Raw genomic sequence first — 13,986 nt, forward strand, 5'->3', positions numbered from 1 at the left:
CGAGCCGCATCGGAGCGGGGCTCCGCCGTTCCGGGACCTGCGCAAGATCACGTCCCCGCTGGGCGAACGCACCGGCCAATCGCCCCGTGATCTCGGCTTTTGTGCCAATTTTCGGCACGGGTCGCGGGCCGAGGGCGGGCGCAGCCTCCGGGGCCGTTAGGCTCGTGCTGCAGAACTCCAGCACACACGAAGGAGACCCTCGTGCCGTCCATCGACGTCGTCGTAGCTCGCGAGATCCTCGACTCGCGAGGCAACCCCACGGTCGAGGTCGAGGTCGGCCTCGACGACGGCTCCACGGGCCGTGCCGCCGTGCCGTCCGGCGCCTCCACCGGTGCCTTCGAGGCCATCGAGCTCCGTGACGGCGACCCCAAGCGCTACCTGGGCAAGGGCGTCGAGAAGGCCGTCCTGGCCGTCATCGAGCAGATCGGCCCGGAGCTCGTCGGCTACGACGCCACCGAGCAGCGCCTGATCGACCAGGCCATGTTCGACCTGGACGCCACCGAGAACAAGGGCTCCCTGGGCGCCAACGCCATCCTGGGCGTCTCCCTGGCCGTCGCGCACGCCGCCTCCGAGGCGTCCGACCTGCCGCTCTTCCGCTACCTCGGCGGCCCGAACGCGCACCTGCTGCCCGTTCCGATGATGAACATCCTGAACGGCGGCTCGCACGCCGACTCCAACGTGGACATCCAGGAGTTCATGATCGCGCCGATCGGCGCCGAGTCCTTCTCCGAGGCCCTGCGCTGGGGCACCGAGGTCTACCACACCCTCAAGAAGGTCCTGAAGGGCCGCGGCCTGGCCACCGGCCTCGGCGACGAGGGCGGCTTCGCCCCGAACCTGGGCTCCAACCGCGAGGCCCTCGACCTCATCCTCGAGGCCATCAAGGAGGCCGGCTACACCCCCGGCCAGGACATCGCGCTCGCGCTCGACGTGGCCGCCTCCGAGTTCTACAAGGACGGCGTCTACAAGTTCGAGGGCAAGGACCGCACCGCGGCCGAGATGACCGAGTACTACGCCGAGCTCGTCGACGCGTACCCGCTCGTCTCCATCGAGGACCCGCTGTTCGAGGACGACTGGGCCGGCTGGAAGACCATCACCGACAAGCTCGGCACCAAGGTCCAGCTCGTGGGTGACGACCTGTTCGTCACCAACCCCGAGCGCCTCGCCCGCGGCATCGAGGAGGGCAGCGCCAACGCCCTGCTGGTCAAGGTCAACCAGATCGGTTCGCTGACCGAGACCCTCGACGCGGTCGAGATGGCCCAGCGCAACGGCTTCAAGTGCATGATGTCCCACCGCTCCGGCGAGACCGAGGACGTCACCATCGCCGACCTGGCCGTCGCCACCAACTGCGGCCAGATCAAGACCGGTGCCCCGGCCCGCTCCGAGCGCGTCGCCAAGTACAACCAGCTGCTGCGCATCGAGGAGATCCTCGACGACGCCGCGGTGTACGCGGGCCGTTCGGCGTTCCCGCGCTTCAAGGGCTGACACCAAAGCCTCCAGCCTCACCCCGTCCTCGGCCACGGTCCCGTACCGTGGCCGGGGACGGCTTTGCGTAACCAGACCATGGGGAGGCTTACGTGGCGGCGGAACGGTCCTCCACCGCGACCAGGCTCAGGGCGCTCGGCACCGCGCTCGTACAGGGGCCGACCGCCGCCCGGGTCTACCGCGCGCGGTCGCCCCGGCGCAGCCGGCTCACCGGCCGGGCGGCGCTCCTGGCGCTCGTCGTCTGCTCCCTCGTCGTCGCGCTCGCGTACCCCATGCGGCAGTGGGTCACCCAGCGCACCGAGATCGCCGACCAGCGGCGGCAGTCGGACCGGGCCCGGCAGCAGGTCAAGCAGCTGAGCGAGGAGAAGGCCCGGCTGGAGGACCCGGCGTACGTGGAGCAGCAGGCGCGCGAGCACCTGCACTACGTGCGCCCCGGGGAGACCGGTTTCACCGTGCTGGACGGCGGCGGTGCCGCGAAGCGGCCCAAGGACCAGGGCGCCGCCGACCGCCCCTGGTACAGCAACCTCTGGGACGGGGTGGACTCGGCGGACGCCGCGCGCTGACGCCGCCCCGTATCCTCGGCCCCTGGCCTTCCCTTCCGAGAACCCCGAGCACGAGCGAGCACATGGACACCCCTCCTCCCCAGACCGAGCCCACCGAGCCGACCGCCGCGGACATCGAGGCGTTCCAGCAGCAGCTCGGCCGCCCGCCGCGCGGCCTGCGGGCGATCGCCCACCGCTGCCCCTGCGGCAACCCCGACGTCGTCGAGACCGCACCGCGGCTGGAGGACGGCACGCCGTTCCCGACGCTCTACTACCTGACGTGCCCGAAGGCGTCCTCCGCCATCGGCACGCTGGAGGCGGAGGGGGTCATGAAGGAGATGACCGCACGCCTGCAGAGCGACCCGGAGCTCGCGGCCGCGTACCGTGCGGCGCACGAGGACTACATCGCGCGCCGTGACGCGATCGAGGTGCTGGAGGGCTTCCCGAGCGCGGGCGGCATGCCGGACCGGGTCAAGTGCCTGCACGTCCTGGTCGGTCACTCGCTGGCCGCCGGCCCCGGCGTGAACCCCCTCGGCGACGAGGCCATCGCCATGCTCCCGGAGTGGTGGCGCAAGGGTCCTTGTGTGACGCCTTGCGGCGAGTGACCTGATCCCCCCGGGTTGTGGGCAGTCGTTCCGCAGGGCGGAACGGGTGGGCACAACCCGCCCACCGGGCAGCAACCACCCCACCGCACCCCGGTGCGGGGCACCCAACCCCCAGGAGTACCCATGCGCGTCGCGGCCATCGACTGCGGCACCAACTCCATCCGCCTCCTCGTCGCGGACGCGAACCCGCAAACCGGTGAACTCACCGAGCTGGACCGCCGGATGACGATCGTCCGCCTCGGCCAGGGCGTCGACCGCACCGGCCGCCTCGCCCCCGAGGCGCTGGAGCGCACCTTCGCGGCGTGCCGCGAATACGCCGGCGTCATCAAGGAGTACGGCGCCGAGCGGATCCGTTTCGTCGCCACCTCCGCCTCCCGCGACGCCGAGAACCGCGAGGACTTCGTGCGCGGCGTCGTGGAGATCCTCGGCGTCGAGCCCGAGGTGATCAGCGGTGACCAGGAGGCCGAGTTCTCCTTCACCGGTGCCACCAAGGAGCTCGCCGGGCGCGCGGACCTCACCAAGCCGTACCTCGTCATCGACCTCGGCGGCGGCTCGACCGAGTTCGTCGTCGGCGACGACCATGTGCGCGCGGCCCGCAGCGTGGACATCGGCTGTGTGCGGATGACGGAGCGCCACCTCGTCGTGGACGGCGAGGTCGCCGATCCGCCGACGCCGGGTCAGATCGCCGCGATACGCGCCGATGTGGAGGCCGCGCTGGACCTCGTCGAGCAGACGGTGCCGGTCGCCGAGGCGCACACCCTGGTGGGTCTGGCCGGTTCGGTCACCACGGTCGCCGCGATCGCGCTCGGGCTGCAGGAGTACGACTGGGAGGTCATCCACCACGCGCGGATCTCCGTGGAGCGGGTCCGGGAGATCACGCACGAACTGCTCGCCGCCACGCACGAACAGCGCGCCGCGATCCCCGTGATGCACCCGGGCCGCGTCGACGTGATCTCCGCCGGGGCGCTCGTCCTGCTCTGCATCATGGAGCGGACCGGGGCCCGGGAGGTCGTCGTCAGCGAGCACGACATCCTCGACGGCATTGCCTGGTACGCCGCACAGGGCGGCTGACCTGTGCCGGCGAGGATGTCCGGCCGGGGGTCCGGGGGTTGTCCCCCGGGAGAAGCGAGCCTGGACGGCATCGCCTGGAGCGTCGCCTGAGGCGGTCCGGGAACGGGCCGCAGAAAATTGTTCGTGAAATCCTTCACATGAAATGGCGGTCCTGGAGCCGCGGAAGGGGGCCTTCGGACCCCCTTCCGGGGCCCATCGGCCCCTTCCCGTCCGCCCAGCGGACGGAACAGCCTGGTTTCGGGTGGGTTAAAGAAACGCTTATCCGGTGCCGGGCCGTGAAGTGGTCTAGTCCTCTTAAAAGCCCCAAGGCCAGTTCAGCAGGGGTGGTCAACGCCCGTACGGCCACAGTGGTTCCCCGCAGCGGCTATGGTGTGGGTCACGGGGGCCGCGGAGTGTAGCAGATACCCCCGCACGCCTTGTGAAGGGGCTCACGAGCACCCCTGTGGGGAGTGCTGGATACTCGAATCATGAGCACCACGGAGCGTCCACGGATCCTCGTTGTAGGCGGTGGGTACGTCGGCCTGTATGCAGCGCGCCGCATCCTGAAGAAGCTGCGGTCCCAAGAGGCGATCGTCACGGTCGTCGACCCGCGCTCGTACATGACGTACCAGCCCTTCCTCCCCGAAGCAGCTGCCGGCAGCATCTCCCCCCGCCACGTCGTGGTGCCCCTGCGACGTGTGCTCCCCGGGGCGGAGGTCCTCACCGGCCGCGTCACCACGATCGACCAGGACCGCAAGGTCGCCACCGTCGCGCCGATCGTCGGCGAGGCGTACGAGCTGCCCTTCGACTACCTGGTGATCGCGCTCGGCGCCGTCTCGCGCACCTTCCCGATCCCCGGCCTCGCCGAGAACGGCATCGGCATGAAGGGCATCGAGGAGGCCATCGGCCTGCGCAACCACGTCCTCGAGCAGCTCGACAAGGCCGACTCGACGACCGACGAGGAGATTCGCCGCAAGGCGCTCACCTTCGTCTTCGTCGGTGGCGGCTTCGCCGGTGCGGAGACCATCGGCGAGGTCGAGGACATGGCGCGCGACGCCGCCAAGTACTACACCAACGTGAAGCGCGAGGACATGCGCTTCGTTCTGGTCGACGTGGCCGACCGGGTCCTCCCCGAGGTGGGCCCGAAGCTCGGCGAGTACGGCCGGAAGCACCTCGAGAGCCGCGGCATCGAGGTGATCCTCAAGGAGTCGATGAAGTCCTGCGTCGACGGCCATGTCGTGCTGTCGAACGGTCTTGAGGTCGACGCCAACACGATCGTCTGGACCGCCGGCGTCAAGCCCAACCCGGTGCTTGCGCGCTACGGTCTGCCGCTCGGCCCCCGCGGCCACGTCGACACCCTGCCGACCCTCCAGGTCAAGGGCACCGACTACATCTGGGCCGCGGGCGACAACGCCCAGGTCCCGGACCTCGTCGGCCGCGCCGCGGGCAACGAGAACGCCTGGTGCCCGCCGAACGCTCAGCACGCGCTGCGCCAGGCCAAGGTCCTCGGCGACAACGTGGTCTCCGCCCTGCGCGACTTCGGTGCCGCGCAGAAGGAGTACAAGCACGCCAACAAGGGTGCGGTGGCGGGCCTCGGCCTCCACAAGGGCGTGGCGATGATCGTCATGGGCAAGATGAAGATCAAGCTCAAGGGCCGTCTCGCCTGGTACATGCACCGTGGCTACCACGGCATGGCCATGCCGACCTTCAACCGCAAGATCCGCGTCTTCGCGGACTGGACCCTGGGCATGTTCCTCAAGCGCGAGGTCGTCTCGCTCGGCGCCATGGAGAACCCCCGCGAGGAGTTCTACGAGGCCGCCAAGCCGGCCCCGCAGGCGGCCGACGCGGCCCCGGCCCAGAAGGCCAAGGCCTGACGTCCGGTCAGAACCGCAGAGCACGTGCCGGAAGGCGTCCACCCGATCCGTGGGGGTGGGCGCCTTCCGGCGTATCCGCGTGCGCGGGTTGGCCTGATCCCGCCGTACGGGGAAGGACTAGAGCACGGCTTGCCGGTGTTTACGTGTCAGATGAATCCATCGTCTGACGCTTCATCACGGAGGTGTGCGACATGGCCGAGGCCGCTCGACGGCTCACCGCTCTCGCGGAACAGGTACTGGGGGTTCCCCTTCCGGTACGGCTCCGCGCCTGGGACCGCAGCGAGTCCGGCCCGCCCGGCACCCCCGACACCCCCGTCCTGGTCGTCCGCCGCCGACGGGCCCTCCGCCGCCTGCTGTGGAAGCCGGGCGAACTCGGCCTGGCCCGCGCCTGGGTCGCCGGCGACCTGGACGTCGAGGGCGACCTCTACGAGGCCCTGGAACTGCTCGCCGGCACCCTCTGGGAGCGCGGGGAGGGAACCGGCGGCACGTCCCGGCATCCGGGCCTCGCCGCGCTGCTGACCGTCCTGCGCGACCCCCGGCTGCGCGCCGCGGGCGGCGAACTGCTCAGGCTCGCCGGGCCCTGGGTGCCGCCCGCCCCGCCCGCCGAGGAGGTCCGCCGCTCCGGCGGCCCGCTGCACACGTTGCGCCGCGACAAACAGGCCATCAGTCACCACTACGACGTGGGAAACGCCTTCTACGAGAAGGTCCTCGGCCCGTCCATGGTCTACTCGTGCGCCTACTGGGACGAAGGCCCCGACGCCACCCTCGAGGACGCCCAGCGGGCCAAACTCGACCTGGTGTGCCGCAAGCTCGGCCTCGCGCCCGGGCAGCGCCTGCTGGACGTCGGCTGCGGCTGGGGCTCCATGGTGCTGCACGCCGCCCGCGAGTACGGGGTCTCCGCCGTCGGCATCACGCTCTCCGAGGAGCAGGCCGCGTACGCCCGTAAGCGGGTCGCCGAGGCCGGTCTGACGGACCGTGTGGAGATCAGGGTCCAGGACTACCGGGAGATCACCGACGGCCCCTTCGACGCGGTCTCCTCCATCGGCATGGCCGAGCACGTCGGCTCCACGCAGTACGCCGCGTACGCGGCCGACCTGTACGCACTCCTCAAGCCGGGCGGCAGGCTGCTCAACCACCAGATCGCGCGGCGCCCGCTGCACGACGAAGAGGCCTACCAGGTCGACGAGTTCATCGACCGTTACGTCTTCCCGGACGGCGAACTGGCCCCGGTGGGCCGCACGGTCGCCCAGCTGGAGGAGGCCGGCTTCGAGGTCCGGGACGTGGAGGCGCTGCGCGAGCACTACGCGCTGACGCTGCGCAGCTGGGTGGCGAACCTGGAGGCGCACTGGGCGGACGCGGTGCGCCTCACGTCGCCGGGCCGGGCACGGGTCTGGCGGCTCTACATGGCCGCCTGCGCGCTGTCCTTCGAGCGCAACCGCATCGGGGTGAACCAGGTCCTGGCGGTCCGCACTCCGGCATCCGGCGCTCCGGGGCTGTCCCTGCGGGCGCGGGAGTGGCGGGGATAGCGCCCCGTAAGGGGCGCGGGGCTGTTACTCCCCCAGCTACCGCTGGGAGGTACCCCCAGCGGCTCCGCCGCGTGGGCGCGACCAGCCACGGACGGTCCGCAGTTGACGTACAACCCCGGGGTTCGGGGCGGAGCCCCGAGAAACGGGAAGGGGCGGGTCAGGGGCAAAGAAACCCCCGGCCCGCCCCAGCGGTCCGCAGCCGACTACTCGGCCTTGATCGCCGCCAGCATGTTCAACTTGGCGGCCCGTCGTGCCGGCCACAGGGCGGCCAGCACGCCGACCACGGCGCTCAGCAGCAGGAACACCGCCATGCGATCCCACGGCAGCACCAGCGCGTACGTCGGCATGCTCTTGCCGATCAGCTGCCCCGCGGCCCAGCCGAGGAAGACGCCGAGGCCGACGCCGAGCACTCCGCCGAAGAGGGAGATGACCAGGGACTCCAGGCGGACCATCCGCTTGATGCCCTTGCGGTCCAGGCCGATGGCGCGCAGCATGCCGATCTCCTGGGACCGTTCGAAGACGGACATCGCCAGGGTGTTGACGACACCGAGCACCGCGACGATCACGGCCATGGCGAGCAGCCCGTAGAGCATGTTCAGCAGCAGGCTGATCATCTTGGCGATGTCGTTGGAGATGTCCTTCTTGTCCTGGATCTGGATCGCCGGGTTGTCACCGAGCGCCTTGCTCAGCGAGTCCTTGGTGGAGTCGCTCACGCCGGCCGACGTCTTGATCATGACCTGCTGGTCGGTGATCTGGCTCTGGTGCGGGGTGACCGTCTTCAGGTCGACCATCATCCCGTTCATCAGGGCGTTGCCCTTGTAGATGCCCGAGACCGTCAGCTTGCTCTTCTTGCCGTCCTCGAAGGTGGCATCGACGGTCGAACCGACCTTCCAGCCGTGGTTCTTGGCGGCGTTGTCGTCGATGACGGCCTTGCCCGCGGACAGGTCCGCGAAGGAGCCGGAGACGAAGTCGAGCTTGGTGAGCTTGTCGATGGTGGCGCCGTCGACGCCGGTCAGCATCTCGAAGTCGCCGTCGATCCGGGACGGCGCCTGGCGCAGCGGGCTGCTGGCCTCGACCCCGGGAAGGGCCGAGATCTTCTTGGCGACGTCCGGGGAGAGCGGGGTGTGGCTCGCCATGGAGACGATGTAGTCGGCCCGGATGGCGTCCGTGGCCATCTTGTCGATGGCCTTCTGCACGCTGCCCGCGATGACCGTGAGGCCGGTGATCAGGGTGAGGCCGATCATCAGCGCCGAGGCGGTCGCGGCGGTGCGGCGCGGGTTGCGGACGGCGTTCTGCCGGGCGAGCTTGCCCGAGATGCCGAAGAGGCGCAGGACGGGCGACGCGGCGGCGATGACCGGGCGGGACAGCAGCGGGGTGAGGACGAAGACGCCGATGAGCAGCAGGCCCGCGCCCAGGCCCATGACGGCCTTGCTGCTGGTGGCCACGGTGAGGGCCGCACCGGCGGCGGCCAGCAGCGCGCCGATGGTGTTGCGGACGACCAGCGAGCGGGTGGTGGCGACGGCGTGCACGCTGTTCATGGCGGCGACCGGCGGGATCTTCGCGGCGCGGCGGCCGGGCAGCCAGGCGGCGAGCACGGTGATCACGATGCCGACGGCCAGCGAGGCGACGACGGTGCCCGGCGAGACGACGAGCGGGCCGTCCGGGATCTCGGCCCCGGTGCTGCCGAGCAGGGAGCGCAGCCCGGCGCCGATGCCGATGCCCGCGAGCAGACCGGTCACGCCGGCGACCGTGCCGACGACGAGCGCCTCGATGAGCACCGAGCGGGTGACCTGGCGGCGGCTGGCGCCGACCGCGCGCAGCAGCGCGAGCTCCTTGGTGCGCTGGGCGACCAGCATGGTGAAGGTGTTGGCGATGATGAAGATGCCGACGAAGAGGGAGATGCCGGCGAAGGCCAGCATGGCGGTCTTCATGCCGTCCATGCCCTGGGCGATGATCTTGGCCTGGTCGTCGGCGAGCTGCTTGGCGGTGGTGGTCTCGGCGGTCTTCGGCAGGACCTTGTCGAGCTCCGTCTTCAGCGCGTCCTGCGAGGTGCCGGCCGCGGCCTTGACGTCGATCTCGTTGAACTCGCCCGGCTTGGCGTAGAGCTGCTGGGCGGTGGCGGTGTCGAAGAGCGCGAGGCTGCCGCCCGCGGAGACGTTGCCGTCCTCGGTGGTGAAGATGCCGGTGAGCTTCTGCTCCAGGACCGGGCCGTTCACGGACATCCGGACGGTGTCGCCGACCTTGTAGCCGGCGCGGTCGGCGGTCTTGGCGTCGAGTGCGACCTCGCCCGCGCCCTTCGGCGCACGGCCGTCCTTGAGCGGGTAGCGGGCGTCCTTGCCGTCGGTGCCGGGGTAGTAGTTGGAGCCGGTGGAGCCGAAGCCCTGGCCTATGAGCTTGCCGTCCTTGCCGGCGATCGCGGCGAAGCCGTTCACCGTGCCGGTGGCGGAGGCGGCGCCGGGCACCTTGGCGGCCTGGTCGAGCATCTGCTGGGTGAGCTTGGGGGCGGCGCCCGGGCGCTCCTTGTCGTCGGCCTGCCGGTGCGGCTGGACGGCGACGTCGACGTGGTCGAAGCCCTTCTGGGAGCTCTTCTGGTACGCCTGGGAGATGGTCGAGGTGAAGACCAGGGTGCCGGAGACGAACGCCACGCCGAGCAGTACGGCGAGCACGGTCATCAGCAGCCTGGCCTTGTGCGCAAGCACATTGCGCAAAGCGGTACGGAACATGGGGAGGTCAGTCCTGGAGATCGTGTCCGGCGATGGTCAGCTCGTACGGCCCTTGGCGTCGAACCGCTTCATGCGGTCGAGGACGGCGTCGGCGGTGGGGTCGCGCATGTCGTCGACGATGCGGCCGTCGGCGAGGAAGACGACGCGGTCGGCGTAGGAGGCGGCGACGGGGTCGTGCGTGACCATGACGACGGTCTGGCCGAGTTCGCGCACGGAGTTGCGCAGGAAGCCCAGGACCTCGGCGCCGGAGCGGGAGTCGAGGTTTCCGGTGGGCTCGTCGGCGAACATGATCTCGGGGCGTCCGGCGAGGGCGCGGGCGACGGCGACGCGCTGCTGCTGGCCGCCGGAGAGCTGGTTGGGGCGGTGCTTGAGGCGGCCGGAGAGGCCGACGGTGTCGACGACCATGTCCAGCCACTTCTTGTCGGGCTTGCGGCCGGCGATGTCCATGGGGAGCGTGATGTTCTCCAGGGCCGTCAGGGTGGGCAGCAGGTTGAAGGCCTGGAAGATGAAGCCGATCTTGTCGCGGCGCAGCCGGGTCAGCTTCTTGTCGTTCAGCCCGGTCAGTTCGACCTCGCCGATCCGGGCCGAGCCGCGGGAGACGGTGTCGAGCCCGGCCATGCAGTGCATGAGGGTCGACTTGCCGGAACCGGAGGGGCCCATGATCGCGGTGAACTCGGCCTGGTGGAAGTCGACGGAGACGGCGTCCAGGGCGACCACCTGGGTCTCACCCTGCCCGTAGACCTTGGTGAGATCCGTGGCGCGGGCCGCGACCGCGGCGGTGCGGACGGCGGTCTGGGCGCCGAGGGGGCTGGTGGTCACAGGAGCGCTCCTGTCGGGACGTGGTGCAAGGGACCCCTCCATGCTCCCCGGCGGTTCGGGCCCGGGGATCAGCCGAAGCGCCCGTTCCACGCCCTACCTCCGGAGGTATGCGGAGGGCCTCCTGTCATCCCTGGGTAGGAGGCCGACCCTTACCGAGAGCGACGAGATTGCGACAATTCCGCTTCCCGGTGGGGGTGGGGTGGTGAACGGCGGGGATCGGCCGCTGGCATGTGCCCTTGGCGTCATCCCTGTACTGATGGGCCCTCAGTTGCCAATAAAATAAGACAACCTCCGGTCACCGTTCCGCTGTTTGGGGGGCGCTCCCCGGCTAGGCTCGTCCTGCTCTCTCAGGGGGGAGGGGTTGGTGCCTCCCCCTGCTTGTGCGGCCCGAGAGAACCAGCCCGGATGGTGGAATGCAGACACGGCGAGCTTAAACCTCGCTGGCCCTACGGGCCGTGCCGGTTCAAGTCCGGCTCCGGGCACAGCCGAGGCAATTCTCCGTAATCGCTTGCGCATCCTTGACACCCGCTTCACGGGCCTTCCCGGAACCGGGCACCCTGGCATCGCGTTGTCAGTAGGTGGGAACGCGAGGAAAAGATCGTCCCGTAGCAGGAGAGGCATTCTTTTGCCTACCCATTACGCTTGACGCCAAGGCCGCGCAGGGTGGCCACGGAGGAGTGAGATGAGGAGCAGCAACCCGGTCTTCTCGCGACGGGGGTTCAGCCGCGGCGGTGGCTACGCGGGCTTCGACCCGGGGCCGCAGGCCGGGGCAGCCCAGGGCAACCCTTACGCGAGCAACCCCGGCTACGCGGGCAACCCGTACGCGCAGCCGACCAACCCGTACGCACAGGGCGGCCCCGACCTCCAGCAGGGGTACCCGCAGGCGCCGGCGCAGACCGGCCGGATGACGATCGACGACGTCGTCTCCCGCACCGGTATCACCCTGGGCCTGCTGATCATCGCGGCCGGCGCCGCCTGGGCGCTGCAGCTGCCCATCGGCCTCGGCGTCGGCGCCGGCCTCGTGGCGATGGTGCTCGGCCTGATCCAGGCCTTCAAGGCCCGCCCGACCCCCGCGCTGATCCTGGCCTACGCCGTCTTCGAGGGCCTGTTCCTCGGCGTCATCAGCCAGGTGTTCAACCAGCGCGCGAGCGGCGCGCCCATGCAGGCCGTGCTCGGCACGATCGTCGTCTTCGTCGGCGTGCTGATCGCCTACCGCACCCGGCTCATCCGGGTCGACCAGCGCTTCATGCGCTTCGTGGTGGCGGCCGGTATCGGCTTCGTCCTGCTGATGGCGGTCAACCTGATGTTCGCCGCGTTCGGCGGCGGCGACGGCCTCGGCTTCCGTTCGGGCGGCCTGGGCATCGTCTTCGGCATCATCGGCGTGGTGCTCGGTGCGGCGTACCTGGCGCTGGACTTCAAGCAGATCGAGGACGGCGTCCGTTACGGCGCACCTCGTGAGGAGTCCTGGCTGGCGGCGTTCGGCCTGACGATGTCGCTGGTGTGGATCTACACCGAGATCCTCCGGATCATTGCGATCCTGAACAACGACTGACGCTGCGGCGAACCGTCCGGGGCCCGGGAAGGCAGCTGCCTTCCCGGGCCTCTTCCGTCTCGGTTCGTCTTATCCGCGCCTGCGAGCGGCCCGGCGGAGGTCGTACTCGTGGACGATCGCCTTGGCGTGGCCGTAGGCGAGCTGGTGCTCTCCCCGCAACCAGCTGACCTTCTCCTCGAAGCGGGAGAGGGACGGTCCTTCGTCGACCGTGCGCAGCCAGTCGGCCACTTCACGGCCGGTGCATTGGGGGATCCGGGAGAGCAGGTTCCGGTGGGTCTCGTCGGAGAAGACGTGGGACATCGGCGCCTCCGGACGCGTCGAATGATGGTCCTTCATGTCACCGTGCCTGAGTGTTCAGGCGTTGGCAACAGTCGGTCGACGGCGCATAGGCTCGGGACGTGGATGATGTGACGCCTCTCCTGGCCGCCGTGGACACCTTCGCCGACCGGCTGCGGGCCCTGCCGCAGTCCCGCCTGAGCCGGGGGGCGGCCGCGGAAGCGCTGGCGCTGGCGCGGGAATTGGCCGCGTGGGCCCAGCGGATCGAGGAACCGCACGCCGCGGAGCGGCGCGAGATGCCGGAGGCCGGCATGTTCGCCGTCGCCGACCAGGTGGCCGTGGCCGGTCACGATCTGGCCGAGGCCCTGGTGCGCGGAGGCACGCCTGTGCACACGGGGGTGACGGAGGCGGTCGCGATGGTCGAGGAGGCGGCGCGGCGCTGCGGGCTCTGAGAGCCGGGGCCTACAGCGATGCGATGACGCGGTCCGCGAGGACGTAGACGGTGCCCGACGCGCAGCTGAACGTCAGGGCATAGGCGCCGGACACCCCGGAGCCGCCCAGCAGGACCGGCTCGTCGCCGTCCCGGAGGGCTCCGGCGAGGCGCTCGGAGGTCTCCCGGTGTCCCGGGGTCATGCACAGCGTCGTGCCGTCCGCGAAGACGTAGACGTCCAGCGTGCCCAGCGGCCCGGGCCGGACGTCGGCCAGCGGCATGCGGGCCTGCGCGAGTTCGGCCAGGCGCTCGGCCGTGCGCTCGTGGTCGTCGGCGGACGGGGCGGGGGAGAACTCGGGGTGCGAGGGGTGGCGGCGCCGGGCGGCGGCCAGCTCGGGGGACTCGGCGGCCTCGGACTCGGCGTCCGGGAGCGCCTCCAGGCCCGGCAGCAGGGAGTGCGCATCGCCGGTCCCGGCCAGATCCCTGGCCTCCTGCGCCGCCCAGAACGCACGCGCCTCGGCCAGCTCGCGCTCCCGCTCCTCGGCGAGGGCATCGGCGACCGCGGCCCGTATCTCGGAGAGTTCGGCGGCCGGCGCGGTCCGGGCGGCGGGCACCGCGGCGCGCTCGGCGCGGTCCGCGGAGGCGGCCGCCAGGTCGGCGCGCAGCGCCGTGATCTGCCGGCGCAGGCCGCGCGTGCTGTGCAGGGCGGCGGCGCCTGCAGCGGTTGCGGTGCCGGCGGCCAGCAGCAGGGCAAGGGACATGGCGCTCACTGACGTACTCCCGGTTGCATTGGATCCCCCGAATTCCTACCTCAGCTTGGCGTACGTCTGCAGTGGCCCACAGTGCAAAACGGACCGAAACGGACGGGACCAAAGGCCCTGCCGTTCTGGCTTCAATCATCTGACCTGGGGAAACAAATCTCCCCCGGGACCTTGGTCACATCCTGGGGGAGATTCGGTCACGATTGGGCAAGGTGACGGCACCTTGCAGCTGGCAGTTGCCGGGGGCCGCGCCCCCAAGGGGCGCGGGGGACAGCGCGAACACCAAAAACCGACCCCCACATGGCGGGCCCGGCGTACCGCCCGCGAACGGAAGAGCCGGGGGGAG

At 70.5% G+C, this 13,986-nt stretch carries 12 protein-coding genes and 1 tRNA gene; 9 read left to right on the plus strand and 4 right to left on the minus strand.

Features of this window, described 5'->3' with window-relative positions; translation table 11 throughout:
• The first annotated feature begins 201 nt into the window (after positions 1-201).
• The 6 genes from eno (at position 202) to ACWD4B_RS10870 (ending at position 7,079) form a co-directional block, all read left to right on the plus strand.
• A complete protein-coding gene (gene eno / locus ACWD4B_RS10845; RefSeq protein WP_451420432.1) occupies positions 202-1,482 on the plus strand; it encodes a phosphopyruvate hydratase in 1,281 nt (426 codons plus the stop codon).
• 92 nt (positions 1,483-1,574) lie between these two features.
• A complete protein-coding gene (locus ACWD4B_RS10850) occupies positions 1,575-2,045 on the plus strand; it encodes an FtsB family cell division protein (protein ID WP_451420433.1) in 471 nt (156 codons plus the stop codon).
• Between the two features lie 62 nt (positions 2,046-2,107).
• A complete protein-coding gene (locus ACWD4B_RS10855; protein WP_336414995.1) occupies positions 2,108-2,629 on the plus strand; it encodes a DUF501 domain-containing protein in 522 nt (173 codons plus the stop codon).
• 123 nt (positions 2,630-2,752) lie between these two features.
• The gene (locus ACWD4B_RS10860) at positions 2,753-3,700 is read left to right on the plus strand and encodes a Ppx/GppA phosphatase family protein (protein ID WP_451420434.1); all 948 of its coding nucleotides are present in this window, start codon (positions 2,753-2,755) and stop codon (positions 3,698-3,700) included.
• A 467-nt stretch (positions 3,701-4,167) separates the two neighbouring features.
• The gene (locus ACWD4B_RS10865; protein ID WP_336414997.1) at positions 4,168-5,553 is read left to right on the plus strand and encodes an NAD(P)/FAD-dependent oxidoreductase; all 1,386 of its coding nucleotides are present in this window, start codon (positions 4,168-4,170) and stop codon (positions 5,551-5,553) included.
• Positions 5,554-5,744: 191 nt separating this feature from the next.
• Positions 5,745-7,079 carry a class I SAM-dependent methyltransferase gene (locus ACWD4B_RS10870; protein ID WP_451420435.1) on the plus strand — a complete coding sequence of 445 codons (1,335 nt, stop codon included), beginning with the start codon at positions 5,745-5,747 and terminating at the stop codon, positions 7,077-7,079.
• A 203-nt stretch (positions 7,080-7,282) separates the two neighbouring features.
• Here the strand turns inward: ACWD4B_RS10870 and ACWD4B_RS10875 are convergent, their stop codons facing one another.
• Entirely contained in the window at positions 7,283-9,802 is a 2,520-nt protein-coding gene (locus ACWD4B_RS10875; protein ID WP_451420436.1) for an ABC transporter permease, read from the minus strand.
• 36 nt (positions 9,803-9,838) lie between these two features.
• Entirely contained in the window at positions 9,839-10,663 is an 825-nt protein-coding gene (locus ACWD4B_RS10880) for an ABC transporter ATP-binding protein (RefSeq protein ID WP_451420445.1), read from the minus strand.
• A 357-nt stretch (positions 10,664-11,020) separates the two neighbouring features.
• On the opposite strand from ACWD4B_RS10880, the gene ACWD4B_RS10885 reads away from it, so the two are divergent.
• Positions 11,021-11,103: transfer RNA gene (locus ACWD4B_RS10885), tRNA-Leu, on the plus strand.
• 200 nt (positions 11,104-11,303) lie between these two features.
• The gene (locus ACWD4B_RS10890; protein WP_451420437.1) at positions 11,304-12,173 is read left to right on the plus strand and encodes a Bax inhibitor-1/YccA family protein; all 870 of its coding nucleotides are present in this window, start codon (positions 11,304-11,306) and stop codon (positions 12,171-12,173) included.
• Between the two features lie 69 nt (positions 12,174-12,242).
• Here the strand turns inward: ACWD4B_RS10890 and ACWD4B_RS10895 are convergent, their stop codons facing one another.
• On the minus strand, positions 12,243-12,473 hold the full coding sequence (locus ACWD4B_RS10895) for a DUF4287 domain-containing protein (protein ID WP_336415103.1): 231 nt from the start codon (positions 12,471-12,473) through the stop codon (positions 12,243-12,245).
• Positions 12,474-12,571: 98 nt separating this feature from the next.
• Here ACWD4B_RS10895 and ACWD4B_RS10900 point away from each other — a divergent pair, with 98 nt between their 5' ends.
• Positions 12,572-12,901: a hypothetical protein gene (locus tag ACWD4B_RS10900; protein ID WP_451420438.1), complete on the plus strand. Its 330-nt coding sequence runs from the start codon at positions 12,572-12,574 to the stop codon at positions 12,899-12,901.
• Between the two features lie 10 nt (positions 12,902-12,911).
• Here the strand turns inward: ACWD4B_RS10900 and ACWD4B_RS10905 are convergent, their stop codons facing one another.
• Entirely contained in the window at positions 12,912-13,649 is a 738-nt protein-coding gene (locus ACWD4B_RS10905) for a hypothetical protein (protein ID WP_451420439.1), read from the minus strand.
• Positions 13,650-13,986: the final 337 nt, after the last annotated feature.

It is taken from the genome of Streptomyces sp. NPDC002536 (assembly GCF_053594995.1).

Bases quoted from the DNA above. Each gene is read 5' to 3' on its own strand.
- ACWD4B_RS10860 (WP_451420434.1), top strand. From the start codon at position 2,753: ATGCGCGTCGCGGCCATCGACTGCGGCACCAACTCCATCCGCCTCCTC.
- ACWD4B_RS10890 (WP_451420437.1), top strand. From the start codon at position 11,304: ATGAGGAGCAGCAACCCGGTCTTCTCGCGACGGGGGTTCAGCCGCGGC.
- ACWD4B_RS10855 (WP_336414995.1), top strand. From the start codon at position 2,108: ATGGACACCCCTCCTCCCCAGACCGAGCCCACCGAGCCGACCGCCGCG.
- ACWD4B_RS10880 (WP_451420445.1), bottom strand. From the start codon at position 10,663: ATGGAGGGGTCCCTTGCACCACGTCCCGACAGGAGCGCTCCTGTGACC.
- ACWD4B_RS10895 (WP_336415103.1), bottom strand. From the start codon at position 12,473: ATGTCCCACGTCTTCTCCGACGAGACCCACCGGAACCTGCTCTCCCGG.
- ACWD4B_RS10865 (WP_336414997.1), top strand. From the start codon at position 4,168: ATGAGCACCACGGAGCGTCCACGGATCCTCGTTGTAGGCGGTGGGTAC.
- ACWD4B_RS10870 (WP_451420435.1), top strand. From the start codon at position 5,745: ATGGCCGAGGCCGCTCGACGGCTCACCGCTCTCGCGGAACAGGTACTG.
- ACWD4B_RS10875 (WP_451420436.1), bottom strand. From the start codon at position 9,802: ATGTTCCGTACCGCTTTGCGCAATGTGCTTGCGCACAAGGCCAGGCTG.